Raw genomic sequence first — 20,467 nt, forward strand, 5'->3', positions numbered from 1 at the left:
CCCAAACAATCCCCACCTTAGGAGGAGAACCTCATACATGAAAGCGACGGTATATGTGACCATCAAAGCGAACGTCCTGGATCCGCAGGGCAACGCCGTTCAAAACGCTCTGCATACGATGGGCTTCCACGAAGTCGGCAAAGTCCGCATCGGCAAGTACATGGAAATCCAGCTCGACACGGCGGACCGCGCGCAGGCGGAAGAACGCGTCAAGGCGATGTGCGAGAAGCTGCTCGCCAACACCGTCATCGAAGATTATCGCTTTGAATTGGAGGGCTGAGGCGTTCATGAACTTTGCGGTACTCGTGTTTCCCGGTTCCAACTGCGATATCGACATGCTGAAGGCCGTGGAAGACACGGTCGGCCAGCCCGTCGATTATGTGCGGCATACGGCCGACGACCTTTCGAAATACGACGCCATTCTCGTGCCGGGAGGCTTCTCCTACGGGGATTATCTCCGCTGCGGCGCCATCGCCCGGTTCGCCCCGGTTATGAACGAAGTGCGCAAAGCGGCGGCGGAAGGGAAGTTCATTCTCGGCGTGTGCAACGGCTTCCAGATTTTGACCGAAGCGGGGCTGCTGCCCGGCGCGCTCATCCGCAACAAGTCGCTCAAATTCCGCTGCCATCCGGTCGATCTGCGCGTCGAGAACGCGAACACGGCGTTTACGCTCGACTACGAGGAAGGCGAAGTGGTTACGATCCCGATCGCGCACGGGGAAGGCAACTATTACTGCAGCGAAGAAACGCTCGCGCAGCTTAAAGCGAACAACCAGATCGTGTTCCGCTACGCGGGGGAGAACCCGAACGGCTCCGTCGACAACATTGCGGGCATCTGCAACGAAGCCGGCAACGTCGTCGGCATGATGCCCCATCCGGAACGCGCCGTTTCCGAGCTGCTCGGGTCCACGGGCGGCGCGCGGATGTTTACGTCAGTACTAAACGCTTTTAAGAAGCGGGCCGAGTCCGGCGCCACGACCGGCGCCCGGGCCTACTAAGGAGGTAACGCAATGGCGCAGCAAGTGTCCGCAAAAGAACCGACGGCGGAGCAGATCGCCGAGCAAAAAATTTACCGCCAGTTCGGCGTGACCGACGCCGAGTACGAGCTTATCTGCGGCTTCCTCGGACGCCGGCCGAACTACACCGAAATCGGCGTGTTCAGCGTCATGTGGTCGGAGCATTGCGCGTACAAAAACTCCAAGCCGCTGCTCAAACGGTTCCCGACGACCGGTCCGCGCGTCCTCATGGGTCCGGGAGAAGGGGCCGGCATCGTCGACATCGGCGACAACCAGGCGGTCGCGTTCAAAATCGAATCGCACAACCACCCGTCGGCCGTCGAGCCTTACCAGGGAGCGGCGACCGGCGTGGGCGGCATTATCCGCGACATCTTCTCGATGGGCGCCCGTCCGATCGCGCTGCTTAACTCCCTGCGGTTCGGCCGCCTGGAGAACGACCGCGTGCGTTACCTGTTCGAGAACGTTGTCGCCGGCATCGCCGGCTACGGCAACTGCATCGGCATTCCGACCGTCGGCGGCGAGGTCATGTTCGACGAGTCGTACGAAGGCAACCCGCTCGTCAACGCGATGTGCGTCGGCCTGATCGACCACGACAGGATTCAGCGCGGCGTCGCCAAGGGCGTGGGCAACCCGGTGTTCTATGTGGGGCCGGCCACCGGCCGCGACGGCATCCACGGCGCGACGTTCGCGTCCGAGGACCTGACGGCGGAATCGGAAGCGAAGCGCTCGGCGGTGCAAGTGGGCGATCCGTTTATGGAAAAGCTGGTTATGGAAGCGACGCTGGAGCTGATCGAATCCGGCATCGTGCTCGGCATTCAGGATATGGGCGCAGCGGGGCTGACGTGCTCCAGCGCGGAGATGGCGAGCAAGGCCGGCAACGGCATGGAGCTGTATCTCGACGAGGTGCCGCAGCGCGAGGAAGGCATGACTGCGTACGAAATGATGCTGTCGGAATCGCAGGAGCGGATGCTGTTTGTCACCGAGCCGCAGCACGAGGAGCAGGCGAAGGCGATTTTTGCGCGGTGGGGCCTGGATTGCGTCAAAGTCGGCAAAGTGACGGACGACGGGCGGCTGCGGCTGTTCCACAAGGGCGAGCAGGTCGCCGACATTCCGGTCAAGGCGCTGGTGGACGACTGCCCGGTATACCACAAGCCTTCCAAGGTGCCGGATTATTATGTGAAGAACGGCTCGATCGATACGAACCGCTACGAGCAGGTGCTCGATTTGAACGGCGCTTTGAAAAAAGTGCTCGGTTCGCCGTCGCTGGCGAGCAAAGAGTGGGTGTACAGCCAGTACGACTACCAGGTCCGAACGTCGACGGCGGTTGTGCCGGGTTCGGACGCGGCGGTCGTGACGATCCGCGGCACGCGCAAGGCGCTGGCGATGACGACCGACTGCAACGGGCGCTATGTCTATCTCGATCCCGAAGTCGGCGGACGGATCGCGGTCGCGGAAGCGGCGCGCAACATCGTCTGCTCCGGCGGCGAGCCGCTTGCGATAACGGACAACCTGAACTTCGGCTCTCCGGAGAAGCCGGAAGTGTTCTGGCAGATGGAAAAGGCGGTCGACGGCATGGCCGAAGCCTGCCGCTATTTCGAGACGCCGGTTATCGGCGGCAACGTGTCGCTGTACAATGAAAACGCGAAAGGGGCCATCTACCCGACGCCGGTCGTCGGCATGGTCGGCCTTGTGCACGATCTCGATCATATTACGACGCAGGAATTCAAAGCGGAAGGCGACGTGATCTTCCTCCTCGGCGAGACGAAGGCGGAATTGGGCGGAAGCGAGTTCCAGTACGCCATCCACGGCGTAACCGAAGGCCGGCCGCCGGAGCTGGATCTTGCGGCGGAGAAGAAGCTGCACGGCGCGATTCTGGGCGCGATCCGACAGGGCCTCGTCGCTTCGGCACACGACTTGTCCGAAGGCGGACTTGCGGCGGCGCTGGCGGAAGCCTGCTTCGGCCGCGGGCTGGGCGCTTCGGTCGATTTTCAATCGAATCTGCGCCCCGACATCGCGCTGTTCAGCGAATCGCAATCGCGCGCGCTGCTGTCCGCAAGACCCGAACGCGCGGATGAATTGGCCGCTTGGCTCGACTCGCAAGGCGTTCCGGCGCAGCGTCTCGGAACGGTCGGCGGCGACCGGCTGACGATCCGCGTGAACGGCCGCGCGGCCATCGATGCTTCCGTGGACGAACTCCGCAAAGAATGGAAGGATGCGATCCCATGCCGGATGAAGTGAATTCCGGACGCACGGCGGCTTCGGCTGCGGCAGGCGCTGCCATCGGGGCCGCGGCCTCGTCGCCGTCGCGCTTTTGGACCGGGGATTACTACAACGAGGGCCACGCTCACGAGGACGTCTTCGACAAATTGAAAGAGGAGTGCGGCGTATTCGGGGTGTTCAACATTCCCCATGCGTCTTCGCTCACCTACTACGGCCTCCATGCCCTTCAGCACCGGGGCGAGGAAAGCTGCGGCATCTGCACGGCCGACGGCGGCCGGTTCCATTACCATCGCGGCATGGGGCTCGTCAAGGAAGTGTTCGACCGCGAAAAGCTGGATTCGCTGACCGGCGACCGCGCGATCGGCCATGTCCGCTACTCGACCTCCGGGTCCAGCCACATCGGCAACGCGCAGCCGCTGGTGTTCAAATACCGCGGGGGCGACCTCGCCGTATGCACGAACGGCAACCTCGTCAACGAGCCGGTCCTTCGCCGCGAGCTGGAGGAGCAGGGCTCGATTTTCCAGACGACAAGCGACACCGAGGTCATCGCGCACCTGATCGCCCGTTCGCCGAAGGAGTTGGTCGAGGCGGTCAAGGACGCGTTCGCCCGCTTGATCGGCGGGTACGCGTTTTTGATCATGACGAAGGACTGCCTGATCGCGGCGTGCGATCCGAACGGGTTCCGCCCGCTGGTGATGGGACGCCTGGGAGAGGGGTACGTGTTCGCTTCGGAAACGTGCGCGCTGGAGACGGTCGGCGCCGAGTACGTGCGCGATGTTGAGCCGGGAGAAATCCTCGTGCTGGACAAGGACGGCCTGCGCGAGGAGCGGTACGCCCCGCTGGAGAGGCGCGCGGTCTGCGCCATGGAGTACATCTATTTCGCCCGTCCGGACAGCGACATCAACCAGATCAACCTGCACTCGGCCCGCAAGCGGATGGGGCAACGGCTCGCGCTCGAATCGTTCGTCGACGCCGACGTCGTAACGGGCGTTCCCGACTCCAGCATCTCGGCCGCAATCGGCTACGCGGAGCAAACGGGCATTCCTTACGAGCTGGGGCTGATCAAAAACAAATATACGGGCCGGACGTTTATCCAGCCTTCGCAGGAACTGCGGGAGCGGGGCGTCAAAATGAAGCTGTCCGCCGTCCGCAAGGTCGTCGAGGGCAAGCGCGTCGTCATGATCGACGATTCGATCGTGCGCGGCACGACCTCGCTGCGGATCGTCAACCTGCTGCGGGAGGCCGGCGCGGTCGAGGTGCACGTGCGGATTACGTCGCCGCCGTTCATGAATCCGTGTTTTTACGGGATCGACACGCCGAACCCGGCCGACCTGATCGCCTCGACGAAAACGGTCGAAGAGATTCGCAAGGCGATTCATGCGGATTCGCTGTATTTTCTGAGCAAACAGGGTCTGCTGGAAGCGATCGGCGGCCACGAGAACGAGAAAAACCGCGGCCTGTGCCTGAGCTGCTTCGATAACGACTACCCGACGCAGGTGAAGTTCGAGCTTGCGAAGGCGACGTCCTGCAGCTGCGACTGAGGCCGTGCGCCGCGCGCCATCCGATGAGCGCGGCGCACGGCCCGGCAAGCAAGGCGCAACGGCTGCTGCAAATGCTGCTGCAAATAGAGAATAGAAGCGGCATCCAACCACAACGGAAAGAGGGGACCATCCAGTGTCCGAAGCGTACAAACAGGCCGGCGTCGACATCGCGGCGGGCAACGAAGCGGTCGAACGGATGAAGAAGCACGTGAAGCGGACGTTCCGTCCCGAGGTGCTGACCGGGCTCGGCGGATTCGGCGGGCTGTTCGGGCTGAACAAAGACAAATACGAGGAGCCGGTGCTGGTGTCCGGAACCGACGGCGTCGGCACGAAGCTGAAGCTGGCGTTCGAGATGGACAAACACGACACGATCGGCATCGATGCGGTCGCCATGTGCGTCAACGACGTCGTCGTAACGGGGGCGGAGCCGCTGTTTTTCCTCGATTATCTAGCCTGCGGCAAACTCGTGCCGGAAAAAATCGAGGCGATCGTCAAAGGCGTCGCGGACGGCTGCGAGCAGGCGGGCTGCGCGCTGATCGGCGGCGAGACGGCGGAGATGCCGGGCATGTACCCAGACGGCGAATACGATATCGCCGGCTTTGCCGTCGGCATCGTCGACAAGAAGAAGGCGATCGACGGATCGGCGATCGCGCCGGGAGATACGGTCATCGGGCTCGCTTCGAGCGGCGTCCACTCGAACGGCTTTTCGCTCGTGCGGAAGCTGCTGCTGGAGAAGCAAGGCTACCGCTTGACCGACAAGCTTCCCGAGCTGGAAGGCAGGACGCTCGGCGATGTGCTGCTCGAACCGACGCGGATTTACGTCAAGACGGTGCTTCGCCTGCTGGAAAGCGTGCAGGTGAAGGGCATGGCGCATATTACCGGCGGCGGCTTCATCGAGAACATTCCGCGCGTGCTGCCGGAGGGCGTGAACGTGGACATCGAGCGCGGCGCCTGGCCGGTCCCTCCGATTTTCGGCATCATGCAACGCGACGGCGCCATCAGCGACCGCGACATGTTCACGACGTTCAACATGGGCATCGGCATGGTGCTGGTCGTTCCGGCCGGGCAAGCCGAACGGGCGGTGGCGCTGGCCGGCGAATGCGGGGATAAAGCCTATACGATCGGGAAAGTAACGCCGGGGAGCCGCATCGTGACGTTTGGAGGCGTTGAGCTATAATGGTTTCGTCTCCCCTGCGGATCGCCGTATTCGCTTCGGGCAGCGGCAGCAACTTTCAGGCGCTGGCCGAAGCGATCGCGGGAGGCGGCATTCCGGCCGAGCTGGCGCTGCTGGTGTGCGACAGGCCGGAGGCGAAAGTGGTCCGGCGCGCCGAGGCGCTCGGCGTGCCGACGCTGCTGTTCCGGCCGAAGGAATACGCCTCGCGCGAAGCGTACGAGCGGGAAATCGTCGCCCGGCTGGAAGCCGAGGGCGTGGAGCTGGTCGTGCTGGCGGGCTACATGAGGCTGATCACGGGCATTTTGCTCAACCCTTTTTACGGACGGATGATCAATATCCACCCATCGCTGCTGCCCGCGTTCCCGGGCATCGGAGCCGTCCGCCAGGCGCTGGAATACGGCGTCAAGCTGACCGGAGCGACGGTCCATTTTGTCGACGGCGGGATGGATACGGGTCCGATCATCGCGCAGCAGGCGGTCGAAGTGCTGGACGGGGACACGGAGGAAACGCTCGCCGAGCGCATTCATGCGGCCGAGCACGAGCTGCTGCCGCGCGTGGTGCGGTGGATGGCGGAAGGCCGCATCAAGCTGGACGGACGGAAGGTTACGGTTGCGAAGGAAGTCGGGCCATAGGTCATAGGCCATAGCGCCGCAATCGTATTTTGATTCGGTTTCGTATGCGGGCCGGCAGGATGATGATCGATGCGTACAGAAGTTTTTTTGCAGGCAGTGGCCGCCGCGGTGAGCGGCGAAGTCAGAAGATTGGGAGTGAAATCATGGCGATCAGAAGGGCGCTGGTCAGCGTATCGGACAAGACGGGCATTGTGGAGTTTTGCCGGGAGCTGTCGCAGCTTGGCGTCGAAATCATTTCGACGGGCGGAACCAAAACGCTGCTGGAAAAGGAAAACGTGCCGGTCATCGGCATTTCGGACGTAACGGGCTTTCCCGAGGTGCTTGACGGCCGCGTCAAGACGCTGCACCCGGCGGTGCACAGCGGGCTTCTCGCGATCCGGGACAACGCGGAGCACCGCGAAACGATGGAGAAGCTGGGCCTCGATTACATCGATCTGGTGGTTGTGAATCTGTACCCGTTCCAGGCGACGATCGAAAAGCCGGGCGTCACGTACGAGGAAGCGATCGAAAATATCGATATCGGCGGGCCGACGATGCTGCGTTCCGCCGCCAAAAACCACGCTTTCGTCACCGTCGTCGTCGATGCGGGCGACTACGCCAAGGTGCTGGAGGAAGTGCGCCAAAGCGGCGATACGACGCTGGATACGCGCAAAAGGCTGGCGGCCAAAGTCTTCCGCCACACGGCGGCGTACGATGCCCTGATTTCCGATTATTTCGCCAAAGTGCTGGACGAGCCGCTGCCGGAGCGCCTGACGGTGACGTACGAGAAGGTGCAGGATCTGCGCTACGGCGAAAATCCGCACCAGCGGGCCGCGTTTTACCGCAAGCCGATTTCGTCTCCGGGCAGCATTACGACGGCGGAACAGCTTCACGGCAAAGAGCTGTCGTACAACAACATCAACGACGCGAACGCGGCCCTTGCGATCGTGAAGGAATTCGACGAGCCGGCGGTCGTGGCCGTCAAGCATATGAACCCGTGCGGCGTCGGCATCGGCGGCGACATCGACGAAGCGTACCGCAAGGCGTACGAAGCCGATCCGACCTCGATCTTCGGCGGCATCGTCGCGGCCAACCGGGTCATCGGCGCGGAGACCGCAAAGCGGCTTAGCGAAATCTTTCTGGAGATCGTCCTGGCGCCCGACTTCACGCCGGAGGCGCTGGACATTTTGACGAAGAAAAAGAACATCCGCCTGCTCCGGCTCGGCGATATCGCGGCGGCGGCCGAACGCAAGCCGGAATGGCTGATCAGCAGCGTCGAAGGCGGCATGCTCGTGCAGCAGAGCGACGTGCACAGCCTGAGCGAGGCCGACTTGAAGGTGGTCACCGACCGCGCGCCGACCCCCGAAGAGCTGAAGCAGCTTCTGTTCGGCTGGAAGGTCGTCAAGCATGTGAAGTCGAACGCGATTTTGCTCGCGAAGGACAGCATGACGGTCGGCGTCGGCGCAGGGCAGATGAACCGCGTAGGAGCGGCGAGAATCGCGATCGAACAGGCGGGGGCAAAAGCGCGCGGAGCCGTGCTCGCTTCGGACGCGTTCTTCCCGATGGGCGACACGCTCGAGCTGGCGGCGAAGGCCGGCATTACGGCCGTCATCCAGCCCGGCGGCTCGATCAAGGACGAGGAGTCCATCACGGTGGCGAACGCCAACAACATCGCGATGGTCATGACCGGCGTGCGCCACTTCAAGCACTGAGAGCCCGCCGCTCGGCGCCGTCCGGGGTCCGGACCCAAGGACTTGGCGGAGGAACATGAAGGAGGAGCCTGTTAACATGCGAATACTTGTCATCGGGCGCGGCGGGCGCGAGCATGCGATCGTCTGGGCGCTGAAACGCAGCGAGAAGGTCAAGCATATCTTTTGCGCTCCGGGCAATGCCGGAACGGCGTTGCTTGCGGAAAACGTGGACATCGGCGAAATGGAATTCGACCGCCTCGTGCAGTTCGCGCAGGACAACGCGGTCGATCTGGTCGTCGTCGGGCCGGACGATCCGCTTGCGGCAGGCATCGTGGACGCATTCGAGGCGGCCGGAGTGCCGGTATACGGTCCGCGCAAAAACGCCGCGGAAATCGAAGGCAGCAAAATTTTCATGAAAAACCTGCTTCGCAAATACGGCATTCCGACGGCCAAATACGAGACGTTTACGGATTACGAATCGGCGCTCGCGTACCTTCGCAGCCAGCCGGTTCCGATCGTGATCAAGGCGGACGGCCTTGCCGCCGGCAAGGGCGTCACCGTCTGCTTTACGGCCGAAGAAGCCGAGCGGGCGCTGCGGGAGACCATGGTCGAAAAGTCGTTCGGCGCGGCCGGCGACAAGGTGGTGATCGAGGAGTATCTGGAAGGCCAGGAAATGTCCATTCTGTCGTTCGTCGACGGCGAGACCGTCCGGCCGATGGTGCCGGCGCAAGACCACAAGCCGGTGTTCGACGGCGACAAAGGGCCGAACACGGGCGGCATGGGAACCTATTCGCCGCTGCCGCACATTCCGCAATCGGTCATCGACGATGCGATCGAGAACATCATCAAGCCGACCGCCCGGGCGATGGTGGCCGAGGGCCGGCCGTTCCGCGGCGTGCTGTTCGCCGGGCTGATGGTGACGAAGGACGGCCCGAAAACGATCGAGTTCAACGCCCGGTTCGGCGATCCGGAAACGCAGGTCGTGCTGCCGCGGCTGAAGACGGATCTGGTCGATATTATCCTCGCCTCGATCAACGGCCGTTTGCACGATATCGACATTTCGTGGAGCGACGAGGCCGCCGTTTGCGTAGTGCTGGCTTCCGAAGGGTATCCGGGAGCTTACGCGAAAGGGCTGCCGATCGAGGGGCTGGAACAAACCGGCGACGTCCTTGTTTTCCATGCGGGAACAGCCCGCAGCGACGGTAAAGTCGTCACGAGCGGCGGCCGGGTTCTGGGTGTGGTCGGATTAGGGGCGGACATCGCGCAGGCAAGGGAACGCGCCTATGCGGCCGCTGAACGAATCCGATTCCAGGGCAAGCATTTCCGCACCGATATTGCCATGAAGGCCTTGCAGGCGCAAACGGTCAAGGGATAACAAACGGGAGCAAGAAAAAACATGAGGTTCGCTGGCGGCTCCGCTCTTTCGGGCGGGCCGTCTTTTTGTGGTTTTTATAGCGGCCGGGCCTGAACGGCTTGATGCGGACAAAACCGGGCGCGCCGCCGTTTATTTTTGGAACCGATTCGGGTTATTCTTTATAGAACAAGGTTTTACGGTGAGCAATAATCCAACCGACGGAAACGAGGGTTCCGATGATCAGAATCGTTGTGAGCACATGGCTCGACAGCCAGTTCACGAGTGCGTTCATCCTGACACCTGCTTTGTCTAGAGTCGCTCCGCTGGAAACGAAGGCAAATGTAGCATGCCCCGAACGGGACGGTTTTTTTCGGCGTCTATTGACAGAGAGTCGGCCGGAATGTTAAGATTTAAAACACAGTAATTTAATCGGAATATAAGGAATAGAGGGACTTGCGTTATGGAAAGACCGTTTACGATACGCCACGAAGGCTTGAATCTTGCCGCCACCATCCACTATCCGAATCTGGAAGGCAAGAAGGAAGGGCAGAAGCTGCCGCTGATCATTATCAATCACGGCTTTGTGGGCAACCGGATCGGCGTGGACCGGCTGTTTGTGCTCGCCGCCAGGGAATTTGCGCAAAAGGGCAATCTGGTCATCCGTTTCGACTTTGCGGGCTGCGGGGAAAGCGAAGGCGTCTACGGCGAACACGGGCTCGACTCGATGATTGAGCAAACCCGGACGGTGCTGGAATACGGCCTTTCGCTCGACCTTGTCGATCCCTTGCGCGTAACGCTGCTCGGCCACAGTCTGGGCGGAGCGGTCGCGCTGCTGACGGCCGCCCGGGACCGGCGGATCAAATCGCTCGTGCTCTGGTCGACGGTCGGGTATCCGTTCAACGATATTTTGCGCATCGTGGGCCGGAAAACGTACGACGAATCGGTAACCCGCGGCTCCGCCGATTATCTCGGCTATACGCTGAAGCCCGAGTTTTTCGACTCGCTGATGCGGCATCAGCCGTTTCAGGAAACGCAGCGGTTTTCGGGCGACGTATTGCTTGTGCACGGAACGGGCGACGATGTGATCCCGGCGGATTATACGTTTTTGCTCGAGAAGACGTTCTGGCTCCGGGGAGAGGGGCGCTGCGACAAAGTGATCATTTTTCAGGCGGATCATACGTATTCAAACGGCAAACACAAAAAGGAGCTGTTTCAGGCCACCGCGGACTGGTTGGGCGGCTATGAACAGCGCCAGCAGGAATGGCATCATTGGAGCATATAAAAAGGCAAGCGTCCCGCGTCGGAGGCGAACCCTACGGCGGAAGGGACGCTTGCCGCTTTATTGCGGAAAAGAGTATGCGATTTGCGGCGGAGTCCGGTTCATGGTGAGTTGGTGCCGAACCTCGGTCATGTCGGCCGCGCGTGGTAGCGCGTCTAACGTTTCCCCAATGCGAGCCGCTTCCGGCTCCTGTTGCGCGCTGCATGCGGCTGCATGGCGGCTGCCAAACCGCATGCACAGGCTTTGCGCAAGACTATGCTGGATTTCGTGCAGGATACGCGCGCTTTCGGCTCTAACCCGCCACCTATGTTGGACTTGATCCAATAAAAAGGCTAAGCAAGACGCCATTTCCGGCCAGAACGGGCTCCTAGACTGGATAAATCCAACGTAGTTCGGCTCCCGGCGCCCAAACGTTCGATTTTGCTGGATTTTTTCCAACATACGCTCCGATGACGCTCCCTTGAACACTGCCGAGGCGGCCTTAGAAAAAATAGCAACCGGCTGGGTGCACAAGCAGGAGAATGCCGCTCCAGGGGAGTTACCGCCCGCAAGCGGCCAGCTACTCCCGCCCGTCGGGGTTCGGCGCTGTGCCGGGTTCACCTTTGTGCCGGCAGGAGGGAGCCCGACCGGAGGAACCGCCGAACCGCCGCAAGCGGTCAGCTTTTGCCGGCGGCCGAATCCGCCTCCGCCCGCGCTGTCTCTCCTGCGGGCAACTGCCCGGCCGCAGCCAGCATGTCGACCGCCAGCACGAACATGGCGTGCGACCAGGTGAGCGGAACGATCCAGGCCGGCGCCCCCGTATCCTTGTCGACCTGCTCGGGCAGCAGGCCGGTTTCGGTGCGGTGGCGGACGGCCCAATCCAGCAGCTCGCGAGCCGCTTCGTATTGTCCGACGGCCGTCCGGTAATGGGCGAGCCACAGCGTCGTCAGAATCCACGGGTTGCCGCCGATGTACGGGTCGTTCTCATATCGCTTGATGCCTCCGACCCGCGGAGAGGTGAGCTTGCGTTCGATCGTGTCGGCAAGCCGGCGCATATAGCCGTGTTCCGGCGGCAGCACGCCGAACGGGACGGATACGCCCAGCAGGCTGATGTCGACGATCGGGTCGTATTTCAACCGGTATACGGGATAGCCCTTGGCCGTATAGGTCACGCTGCCTTCCGCCCCGGAGCGGGTCGCCCGTTCGTATTCGTCGCGGCTGACCTTCAGGTGCAGCCCCCGGTAGAAGCTGCTCTCCGCTTCGTTCCAGCAAAGCGTTTCAATCGCGGAAGCGATGCGGCCCGCGGCTTGCTCCCACGCGGCCGCCGCGGCTTCATCCCCCATCAGCCGCGCGAAGGACGCCGCAGCCTGCAGTCCCGCGCACACCGCGGCGGAAGAATACGTATGCTGGGCGTTCCGTTCCTCCCACAGGTCGACGCTCGGCTTCGGCAAGCCGGTGTCCGGATCGATAAATCCGGCGAGGAACTCGGCCCCCTTCGCCACGGCAGGCCACATGCGGCGGGCGAACGAGTCGTCGCCGGTGGCGGCGTAATGCTGCCACATGCCCCAGATGATCGAGGCGCCTTCGTCGATCTGCAATCCCCAGGACGGGGCCAGGCTGCCGTCGTGGAAGTGGCGCTGCTGCCAGGAGCCGTCCGGATCCTGGGCGGTCAGCGTCCATTCGTAGAAACGTCGGGATGCCTTCGTCAAACCGCAGCGGTCCAGCGCGGTCGTAATGAAGGCCGCGTCTCTTCCCCAGCAGTAGGCATACCCCCCGCAGCGGGCATGGTTCTCGTCCACCTCGGGCGCCGCGAGGAGGCTGCCGCTCTGCCGGTCGGACATCAGCTTGAACGTCAGCACGGACCGCTCGTACAGCTCCGCGATTTCCGGGCCGCCGCCGGGGCACGGGCGCGCTTTGCCCAGCTCGTTGTGCCAATGCGTCCGGGTTTGCTCCAGCCAATGCTCCGCCGGGAACCGCTTGACCGCGGCAAGCCGCTCCAGCGCTTGGGGCAGGTTTTCGCCGGCGGCGATGTAGACCGGCAAGCTGACGCTTTCTCCGCTCGCAAGCCGTTTGATTTCCCATGCCATCGCGCCGTCGGGCTGCATGTCGATCTCGCTGCCGTTCAGACTGCCGCCTTCGGCCGCGTCCCAGGCCGATCCGCACTGGAATTCAGCGCAAACGTTTGCGCCCGAGACCGCAAAAAAAGACCGTTTATGGTAATGAACAAGAGCGTCCTGCTCTTCGTTGAACAGGGTCGTATTGTACAACGGGCTTTCATCGACGTGAAAGGACGAGTACCAGACAAAGCGGAACGAAACGTCGCCGTTCGAAATATTCGTAAACGTATAATGGCGGACAAGCACGTCTTCCTCCGGAAGCGCGAAATCATGCTGCCGAACTTCCAAGGGGAATTGCGGCCGTGCGGCCCCGATCCGGACGATGTTCGTTCCCGGCAAATAGCCGATCCGGTGACGCCAGCCATCCGCCTCTTCATCGAACCAGGTCGTGCGCCCTTCGGAAAGCCGGATGCCGGTGCGAATCCGATCGATGTGCTGAGGGTGGTCGATATGCGGCCACCACAAGCGGTACAGGCGTCCGGTCCGTCCGAGGGAACCGAGCATCCGCCCGTTGCCGATCACGGCGTCGATGAGATAAGGTTTGTTGGACATGTGGCTCTAACTCCTCTTCAAAGCGGGATTAATGGACGACTCGCGAACGACGAGCCGGTGCGGAATAACGATCGGATTCTGATGAATGGGCTCGCCCTGGACAAGGCGGAGCAACGATTGCACGGCGGTGTAGCCGAGCTGATAGGTGCCGATGTCGATCGAGCTGAGCGGAGGGGTCGCCAGCTCCGCCAGCGGAATATTGTTGAAGCTGACGACGCTGATGTCTTCGGGAACCCGGTAGCCCAGCTCGGCAAGTCCCCTCAGCACGCCGAAGGCGACGTTGTCGTCGATGACGACGAGCGCGGTCGGCCGCTCCGGCAGGCTCATGAACAGCGACATGGCGCGAAATCCGCTTTCCTGCAGGAATTCGCCCTCGACAATCCACTCGGAGCGTTTCTCGAGCCCGGCCTCGGCCAGCGCCTTTTCGTATCCCTTCAGCCGGTCGTGCGACAGGATCAGGTTCGGAGGCCCGCTGACGAAGCCGATCCGCTCGTGCCCTTGGGCGATCAGGTGCTTGGTCGCGTCGTAGGAGGCCTGAACGTTGTTGTTGTCGACCATCAAAACGTCGGCATACGCTTCGCTGCGTCCGATCAGGACAAACGGAAACTTTTCTTCGTTCAGATAGGCGATAAGCGGATCGTCCCGGCGGGAACTGAGCAGCACGATGCCGTCGACGCGGCGCCCGCGCACGAGGCGGGAAATGGCGCCCAGCTCATCCTGTTCGGAAGTGGCGGTGGTCAGCAGCACATCGTACCCCATGCGGGTCGACTGGGTGACGATGCCGCGCAGCAGCTCGCCGAAAAAATCGTTCCGGAACAGCTCTTCCGCGGGCCGCGGCAGCATGATGCCGATCGTATGGGTCGTTTTGGAGACGAGGCTCTTAGCCATGACGTTCGGATGATAGCCGAGCTCTTCCATGATCTTCTTGACTTTGCGCGACGTTTCGGCGCTGATGCGAGGATGATTCGAAACGACGCGGGATACGGTGGAAGGCGAGACGCCGGCAAGCTTCGCGATATCCTTAATGGTGACCATGGCTGATTTCACCTTTCTGCAATCGTTTGAACAAACACACTCGAGAGGTCATTCCTAATGTTAATGCAAAGCGGAAACAATGTAAATAGAAAGCATGAAAACGGATTCCAGGCGACGAAATAACGAGCCATACACCGCAAAAACGCGTAATCGGGAGAATAAAGGGCGTTCCGTTCGGGAAATCGCCCGAAATGAATTGTGCAAACGTTTTTACAATAGCGGCATCGTGGTGTATGATGAGGATGCGAATACAGCGTTTACATTCCGTGAATGATCCTGTGCTATGCTGGGTTTCAACGGTTTCGCGGAGGAATTCGGGCGATTTCGGCTGATTTAGGACAAACGTTTGCACAAACGTTTTCCGGTCGGCCTGATCGTTTCCCGGTTTTCCGCGCAACCGGCCGGCATCGCCGTCCCGACAGGGGCGGAAGCGGGATCGAAACCGGCGCTCGTTTCGAAAAGAAAAAACGATTACGGAAGGGGAAAGTCAAATGAAAAAATGGCTTGGAATCGCGCTCGCGAGCGTTATGGTGTTCGCCCTGGCGGCTTGCGGCGGAAACAACGGGAACAATCAAGCCTCGCCGTCTGCATCGTCGTCGCCGTCGGCTTCGTCCGAATCGCCCTCCGCATCCTCGGATCCGAACGAATCGGGGGCGGAAAAACTGCAGCCGGAGCCGGGCGCAAGCCTCGTGATTTGGGAAGACGAAAATCAGCGCGCATTCGTCGAGACGATCGCCAAGGAATTCGAAGAGAAATACGGCGTGCCCGTCAAGATGGAAAAGGTCGCGCCGCCCGAACAGGTCACCAAGCTGACGACCGACGGGCCGGCCGGGCTCGCGGCGGACGTTGTCGTCTTTCCTTCCGACCAGATCGGCCGCGCGGCCACTGCGGGTCTGATCCTGCCGAACGACGTCTATGAGGAAGAAACGAAAAACAGCAGTCTGGAAAACGCGGTGAACGCCGTCACGTTCGACGGAGTGTTGTACGGCTATCCGTACACGGTTGAAACCTATGCGCTCATCTACAACAAAAAACTGATCCCCGAAGCGCCGAAATCGTTCGAGGAAGTCATCGAATTCGCCAAGACGTTTAACGATCCGAAAAACAACAAATACGCCATGATGTGGGAACTGCAGCAGTTCTACTACGACTTCGGGTTCCTGGCCACGACGGGCGGGTACATGTTCGGCGACAACGGCACGAACAAGGACGATATCGGCCTGAACAACGAAGGCGCCGTCAAAGGCGGGCAATTCCTGCAACGGCTGCATAAGGAGCTGCTGCCGATCAAAACGGGCGACGTCAACTACGACATCAAGAAGGGGCTGTTTACGGGCGGCACGCTGGCGATGGACATCAACGGGCCTTGGGCGCTTACCGATTACCGCAACGCGGGCATCGATATCGGCGTCGCTCCGCTGCCGACGATCGACGGCAACAAGTTCGTTTCGTTCTCCGGCGTCAAGGCGTACTATGTGAACGCGAATACGAAATACCCCAACGCATCCAAGCTGTTTGCGCATTACATCTTCAGCAAGGAAGCGCAGCTCAAAAACTTTGAAATGAACGGCATTTTGCCTGCCAACAAGGAAGTGGCCGAAGATCCGAAAGTGAAGAGCGACGAGGTGACGATCGCGTTCCTCGAACAGTTCGCCAACTCCGTTCCGATGCCGGCCATTCCGGAAATGGGCAGCGTCTGGAATCCGATTACCGCCGCAATTACCGAGATTTGGGACGAAGGCAAAGATGTCAAAGCATCGCTCGATAAAGCCGTCAACCAGATCAAGGAAGGGATCGCATCGGGTCAGCAATAATCGTGGTTACCGAAACGCGGTTCACCCGCCGGAACGCACCCGGCGGGTGATCCCGGCATTTTAACGGAAGGAGCCGGACAACATGAAACAGCATCGCACGACCGCGACCATTTTGTCCGTTCTGGTGCAGGGACTCGGTCAGATTTACAACGGACAGCGGCTGAAAGGCATCGTTCTGCTGCTGATCGAAGCGCTGGGACTCGTCTATTTGGTTCCGCGCCTCGGCGAAGCGTTCTGGGGGCTTGCGACCCTCGGCGAGACAACGCAAAAGTTCGTGAAAGTCAACAATTCGGCGCAACTGGTCAAAGGCGATCATTCCATTTTCCTGATGCTCAACGGCTTGATCGTCGTTTTTGTTTTGATCGTTTTTCTCGTCATTTACGTTCTCAATATTCAAGACGCTTACAAAACCGGCTTGCTCCGGGACCGCGGCGAAAAGCCGAAAAGCTTCAGGCAATCCTACGAAAATGCGACCGGCCGGTACTTTCCTTATCTCATGCTGGCGTTGCCGGCGCTCGGCGTTTTGTTTTTTACCATCATGCCCATTATATTCACGATATTGCTGGCGTTTACGAACTATTCGGCGCCTGACCATATACCGCCGGCCAAGCTGGTCGACTGGGTCGGCTTCAAGACGTTTAAAGATTTGCTGTTCCTGAAGAGCTGGAGCCATACGTTTTTCGGCGTGCTGTTCTGGACGATCGTTTGGGCCGTGGTCGCGACCGTGACGACCTATTTCGGAGGCGTTCTGGTCGCGCTGCTCATCGAGCAGCAGGGAATCCGGTTCAAAAAGCTTTGGCGCACCATCTTTATTCTTCCTTACGCGGTGCCGCAGCTCATCTCGCTGCTCATTATGAAAAACCTGTTCAACGGCCAATTCGGCCCGATCAATCAATATTTCAAGGCGTTCGGTCTGGACGGACTGCCCTGGCTGACGGATCCGTTCTGGGCGAAGGTGACGGTCATCGTCGTCAACATGTGGCTGGGCATCCCGGTCAGCATGGTGCTCATTCTCGGCGTTCTGACCGCGATTCCGAAGGATCTGTACGAAGCGGCGGAAGTGGACGGGGCAAGCTCGTTCCAGAAGTTTCGCATTATTACGATGCCGTTCATTCTGTTCGCGACGGCTCCGGTGCTGATCATGCAATTTGCGGGCAACATCAACAACTTCAACGTCATCTTCCTGCTGACGAACGGCGGCCCGATCAAGGGAGACTACCAGTTCGCGGGAGCGACCGACCTGCTGGTGACATGGCTCTACAAGCTGACGCTGGACAACAGCAAGTTCAACGTGGCCTCGGCGATCGGCATTGTCATCTTCCTCATGATCGCTTCGTTCTCGATCTGGAATTTCCGGCGGTCGCGGTCGTTTAAAGAGGAGGATATGATCCAATGAAAAAGCGCAAAGGCAAAGTTCGGCTGACGCTAAGCTACATTCTGCTGATCGCGATTGCGGTCGTGTCCATATACCCCGTGCTGTGGGTCGTGCTGTCCTCGCTTCGGCCCGGGGCGGCGCTGTACAGCGAGAGCATGTGGCCCAGCCGGTTTACCCTCGATCATTACCGGGAGCTGTTCGGGAACAAGGCGTTCCCTTACGCCACGTGGTACCTGAATACGCTCAAAATCGCGACCTTGTCGATGATCTTTTCCACGATACTGGTGACGCTCGGCATGTATTCGCTGTCGCGCTTTCGCTTCCGCGGCCGGCAGACGACGCTTACGATCATGCTCGTGCTCGGCATGTTCCCCAGCTTTATGAGCATGATCGCGCTGTACATCATCCTGCTGCAGCTCAAGCTGCTGGACACGCATGCGGCGCTCGTGATCGTGTATTCGGCGGGGGCGGTGCTAGGCGGCTTCATTGTCAAAGGCTTCTTCGACACGATTCCGCGCAGCCTCGACGAGGCGGCGCGGATCGACGGCGCCAGCCACCTGAAGGTGTTCACCCGCATCATGCTGCCGTTGTCCCGGCCGATGCTGACCTATGTGGCGCTGACCAGCTTTACGGGCGCCTGGGTTGATTTTATTTTCGCCCGTCTGGTGCTGCGGACGAAGGAAAAATGGACGCTGGCCGTCGGCATGTGGGATCTGGTCAACAGTTATCAGAACAGCAACTTCACGATGTTTGCCGCCGGGTCCGTGCTCATCGCGATTCCGATTACGCTGCTGTTCATTTTCCTGCAGCGGTTCCTCGTTCAAGGGCTGACGTCGGGGGCGTCCAAAGGATGAAGCCGCGTTGGGCAGCGTGGCTTGTCCTCGTATGCTTGCTGGCGGGCTGCTTCGGGGGAGAAAGCGCGCCTGCCGATCATGCGGCCCGGTCTTCCGCTCCGGACGGAACGCCGGCGCCGGTCCCGTCCGCGGCAGCCGCAGGGTGGAAAGCGGATGAACAACCGTCGACGGTGTTTTACGAGATTTTCGTGCGCTCGTTCTACGACTCCGACGGAGACGGCATCGGGGATTTGAACGGCGTGACGGAGAAGCTCGACTATTTGAAGGAGTTGGGAGTCGGCGGCATCTGGCTGATGCCGATCAACGCGTCGCCGAGCTACCATGGCTACGATGTGACGGACTACTATGCGATCAACCCCGACTACGGCACGTTGGAAGACTTGAAAAGGCTGCTGGCCGAAGCGCATGCGCGGGGCATCAAAGTCATTATGGATCTTGTCGTCAACCATACGAGCCGCGAGCATCCCTGGTTCAAGGAGGCGCTTGCCGATCCGGACAGCCCTTACCGCAACTGGTATACGATCAAACCGCCGGACGAGGCGGCGCCTTCGGACAACGCGGCGGGGACCGGCAGTCCCTGGCATGATGCGGGCAGCTACAAATACCTCGGGATTTTCTGGGAAGGCATGCCCGATTTGAATTTCGACGAGCCGAAGGTTCGCGAAGAGATGATCAAGGTCGGCCGGTACTGGCTGGAGCAGGGGGTTGACGGCTTCCGGCTGGATGCGGCCAAGCATATTTACGGGGATTTCGCCTCCACCGTCCACTCGGAGGAAATCGCGGGCAAAAACAAAGCGTGGTGGCAGGAATTCCGCAGCGGGTTGAACGAGGCCAATCCGAACGCTTACCTCGTGGGCGAAATCTGGGATTCGGCGACGACGATCGCGCCTCTGCTCGACAAGGCGCTCAATTCCGGATTCAACTTCGATTTGGCGGGACGGATTCTAGACGCCGCGAAGGGGGAACGCGACCCGGACGTCGCCTTCAGCCTGAAGCGGGTATACGGCGCTTACGGCCAAGCGTCCGGCGGTTCGTTCACGGACGCGACGTTTCTCTCCAATCACGACCAGAACCGCGCCATGAGCGTGCTCGGCGGGAACGTAAATCACGCGAAGATGGCCGCGGCGGTGCTGCTGACGCTGCCGGGCAATCCTTTCCTTTATTACGGGGAGGAAATCGGCATGCTCGGCATGAAGCCCGATGAAGCGATCCGCGAGCCCATGCCTTGGTACGCCGGCCCATCGGGCGGTCCGGGGCAGACGTCTTGGGAACCGCTGCGCTACAACAAGCCCGGCGCCACATCGGTCGAGCAGCAGGAGCGGGACGAGCGGTCGCTGCTCCATCATTACCGCACGCTGATCAAGTGGCGGAATGAAATGCCCGAGCTGCGGGACGGGGATATCGACGAGTACGATACCGGCAACGCGAAGCTCGGCGCTTACGTGCGGATGACGAAGGACGCCCGAGTCCTCGTCGTGCACAATATGAGCGGCGAGAAGCAGTCGGCGAAGCTGACGGCGTCGGAGCGGTACGGAGCGTTCCGGGAAATCGTGCGCCAGACCGGCAGCGGCGGCGAAGGCGCTTCGCTTGACGGGGAAACGCTCTCCATCGCTCCGTTCAGCACGGTCATCATCCGCTAGCGATCCGGCGCTCACCACCTTCATCGCCTATCGCATACGGAAAAAACGGCACAGCAACGACGGTCAAAGAGCCTACAAGAGCAGCTCTCCGCGCGGCTGTGCCGTTTTGGTTCGTCCCCTTTCCGGCGGCGAACGGGATCGTTTTAAGCCGGGCTTGGCGGGAAGGGAAGGACGAAGCCGATGGCCAACAAACGCCGTCCGCCGGACGGCGCGGGACA

General features: G+C 60.9%; 15 protein-coding genes. 13 read left to right on the forward strand and 2 right to left on the reverse strand.

Annotation, left to right across the window (positions count from 1 at the left end):
* Positions 1-37 precede the first annotated feature (37 nt).
* The 9 genes from purS (at position 38) to F560_RS0115000 (ending at position 10,886) form a co-directional block, all read left to right on the forward strand.
* Entirely contained in the window at positions 38-280 is a 243-nt protein-coding gene (purS, locus tag F560_RS0114955; protein ID WP_019006557.1) for a phosphoribosylformylglycinamidine synthase subunit PurS, read from the forward strand.
* A 7-nt stretch (positions 281-287) separates the two neighbouring features.
* Positions 288-995: a phosphoribosylformylglycinamidine synthase subunit PurQ gene (gene purQ, locus F560_RS0114960; RefSeq protein ID WP_019006558.1), complete on the forward strand. Its 708-nt coding sequence runs from the start codon at positions 288-290 to the stop codon at positions 993-995.
* A gap of 12 nt (positions 996-1,007) precedes the next feature.
* Positions 1,008-3,251 (forward strand): phosphoribosylformylglycinamidine synthase subunit PurL, encoded by a 2,244-nt coding sequence (purL, locus tag F560_RS0114965; protein ID WP_019006559.1) that lies wholly within the window; start codon positions 1,008-1,010, stop codon positions 3,249-3,251.
* Positions 3,236-4,774, forward strand: a complete 1,539-nt coding sequence (gene purF / locus F560_RS0114970) for an amidophosphoribosyltransferase (RefSeq protein WP_019006560.1) — start codon at positions 3,236-3,238, stop codon at positions 4,772-4,774. Before purL ends, purF begins: the two co-directional genes overlap by 16 nt.
* Before the next feature lie 133 nt (positions 4,775-4,907).
* Positions 4,908-5,951 carry a phosphoribosylformylglycinamidine cyclo-ligase gene (gene purM / locus F560_RS0114975; protein ID WP_019006561.1) on the forward strand — a complete coding sequence of 348 codons (1,044 nt, stop codon included), beginning with the start codon at positions 4,908-4,910 and terminating at the stop codon, positions 5,949-5,951.
* A complete protein-coding gene (purN, locus tag F560_RS0114980) occupies positions 5,951-6,580 on the forward strand; it encodes a phosphoribosylglycinamide formyltransferase (RefSeq protein WP_019006562.1) in 630 nt (209 codons plus the stop codon). The genes purM and purN overlap by 1 nt, the downstream gene beginning before the upstream one ends.
* A gap of 143 nt (positions 6,581-6,723) precedes the next feature.
* Positions 6,724-8,271 (forward strand): bifunctional phosphoribosylaminoimidazolecarboxamide formyltransferase/IMP cyclohydrolase, encoded by a 1,548-nt coding sequence (gene purH / locus F560_RS0114985; protein WP_019006563.1) that lies wholly within the window; start codon positions 6,724-6,726, stop codon positions 8,269-8,271.
* A 76-nt stretch (positions 8,272-8,347) separates the two neighbouring features.
* Positions 8,348-9,625, forward strand: a complete 1,278-nt coding sequence (gene purD / locus F560_RS0114990; protein WP_019006564.1) for a phosphoribosylamine--glycine ligase — start codon at positions 8,348-8,350, stop codon at positions 9,623-9,625.
* 439 nt (positions 9,626-10,064) lie between these two features.
* On the forward strand, positions 10,065-10,886 hold the full coding sequence (locus tag F560_RS0115000; protein WP_019006566.1) for an alpha/beta hydrolase: 822 nt from the start codon (positions 10,065-10,067) through the stop codon (positions 10,884-10,886).
* 653 nt (positions 10,887-11,539) lie between these two features.
* Here F560_RS0115000 and F560_RS0115010 read toward each other — a convergent pair.
* Both F560_RS0115010 and F560_RS0115015 read right to left on the reverse strand, forming a co-directional pair.
* Positions 11,540-13,531, reverse strand: a complete 1,992-nt coding sequence (locus F560_RS0115010; protein ID WP_019006568.1) for a glycoside hydrolase family 15 protein — start codon at positions 13,529-13,531, stop codon at positions 11,540-11,542.
* A gap of 6 nt (positions 13,532-13,537) precedes the next feature.
* Positions 13,538-14,566, reverse strand: a complete 1,029-nt coding sequence (locus F560_RS0115015) for a LacI family DNA-binding transcriptional regulator (protein WP_019006569.1) — start codon at positions 14,564-14,566, stop codon at positions 13,538-13,540.
* Positions 14,567-15,057: 491 nt separating this feature from the next.
* Here F560_RS0115015 and F560_RS0115020 point away from each other — a divergent pair, with 491 nt between their 5' ends.
* From F560_RS0115020 to F560_RS0115035, 4 genes are all read left to right on the forward strand, one after another.
* Positions 15,058-16,380, forward strand: a complete 1,323-nt coding sequence (locus tag F560_RS0115020) for a sugar ABC transporter substrate-binding protein (RefSeq protein WP_019006570.1) — start codon at positions 15,058-15,060, stop codon at positions 16,378-16,380.
* Positions 16,381-16,462: 82 nt separating this feature from the next.
* The gene (locus F560_RS0115025) at positions 16,463-17,776 is read left to right on the forward strand and encodes a carbohydrate ABC transporter permease (protein WP_019006571.1); all 1,314 of its coding nucleotides are present in this window, start codon (positions 16,463-16,465) and stop codon (positions 17,774-17,776) included.
* Positions 17,773-18,609 carry a sugar ABC transporter permease gene (locus F560_RS0115030; RefSeq protein ID WP_019006572.1) on the forward strand — a complete coding sequence of 279 codons (837 nt, stop codon included), beginning with the start codon at positions 17,773-17,775 and terminating at the stop codon, positions 18,607-18,609. The genes F560_RS0115025 and F560_RS0115030 overlap by 4 nt, the downstream gene beginning before the upstream one ends.
* Positions 18,606-20,249: an alpha-amylase family glycosyl hydrolase gene (locus F560_RS0115035; RefSeq protein WP_019006573.1), complete on the forward strand. Its 1,644-nt coding sequence runs from the start codon at positions 18,606-18,608 to the stop codon at positions 20,247-20,249. The genes F560_RS0115030 and F560_RS0115035 overlap by 4 nt, the downstream gene beginning before the upstream one ends.
* The last annotated feature ends 218 nt before the right edge of the window (positions 20,250-20,467 follow it).

This window comes from Cohnella laeviribosi DSM 21336 (assembly GCF_000378425.1).
GTDB classification, from domain to species: domain Bacteria; phylum Bacillota; class Bacilli; order Paenibacillales; family Paenibacillaceae; genus Cohnella; species Cohnella laeviribosi.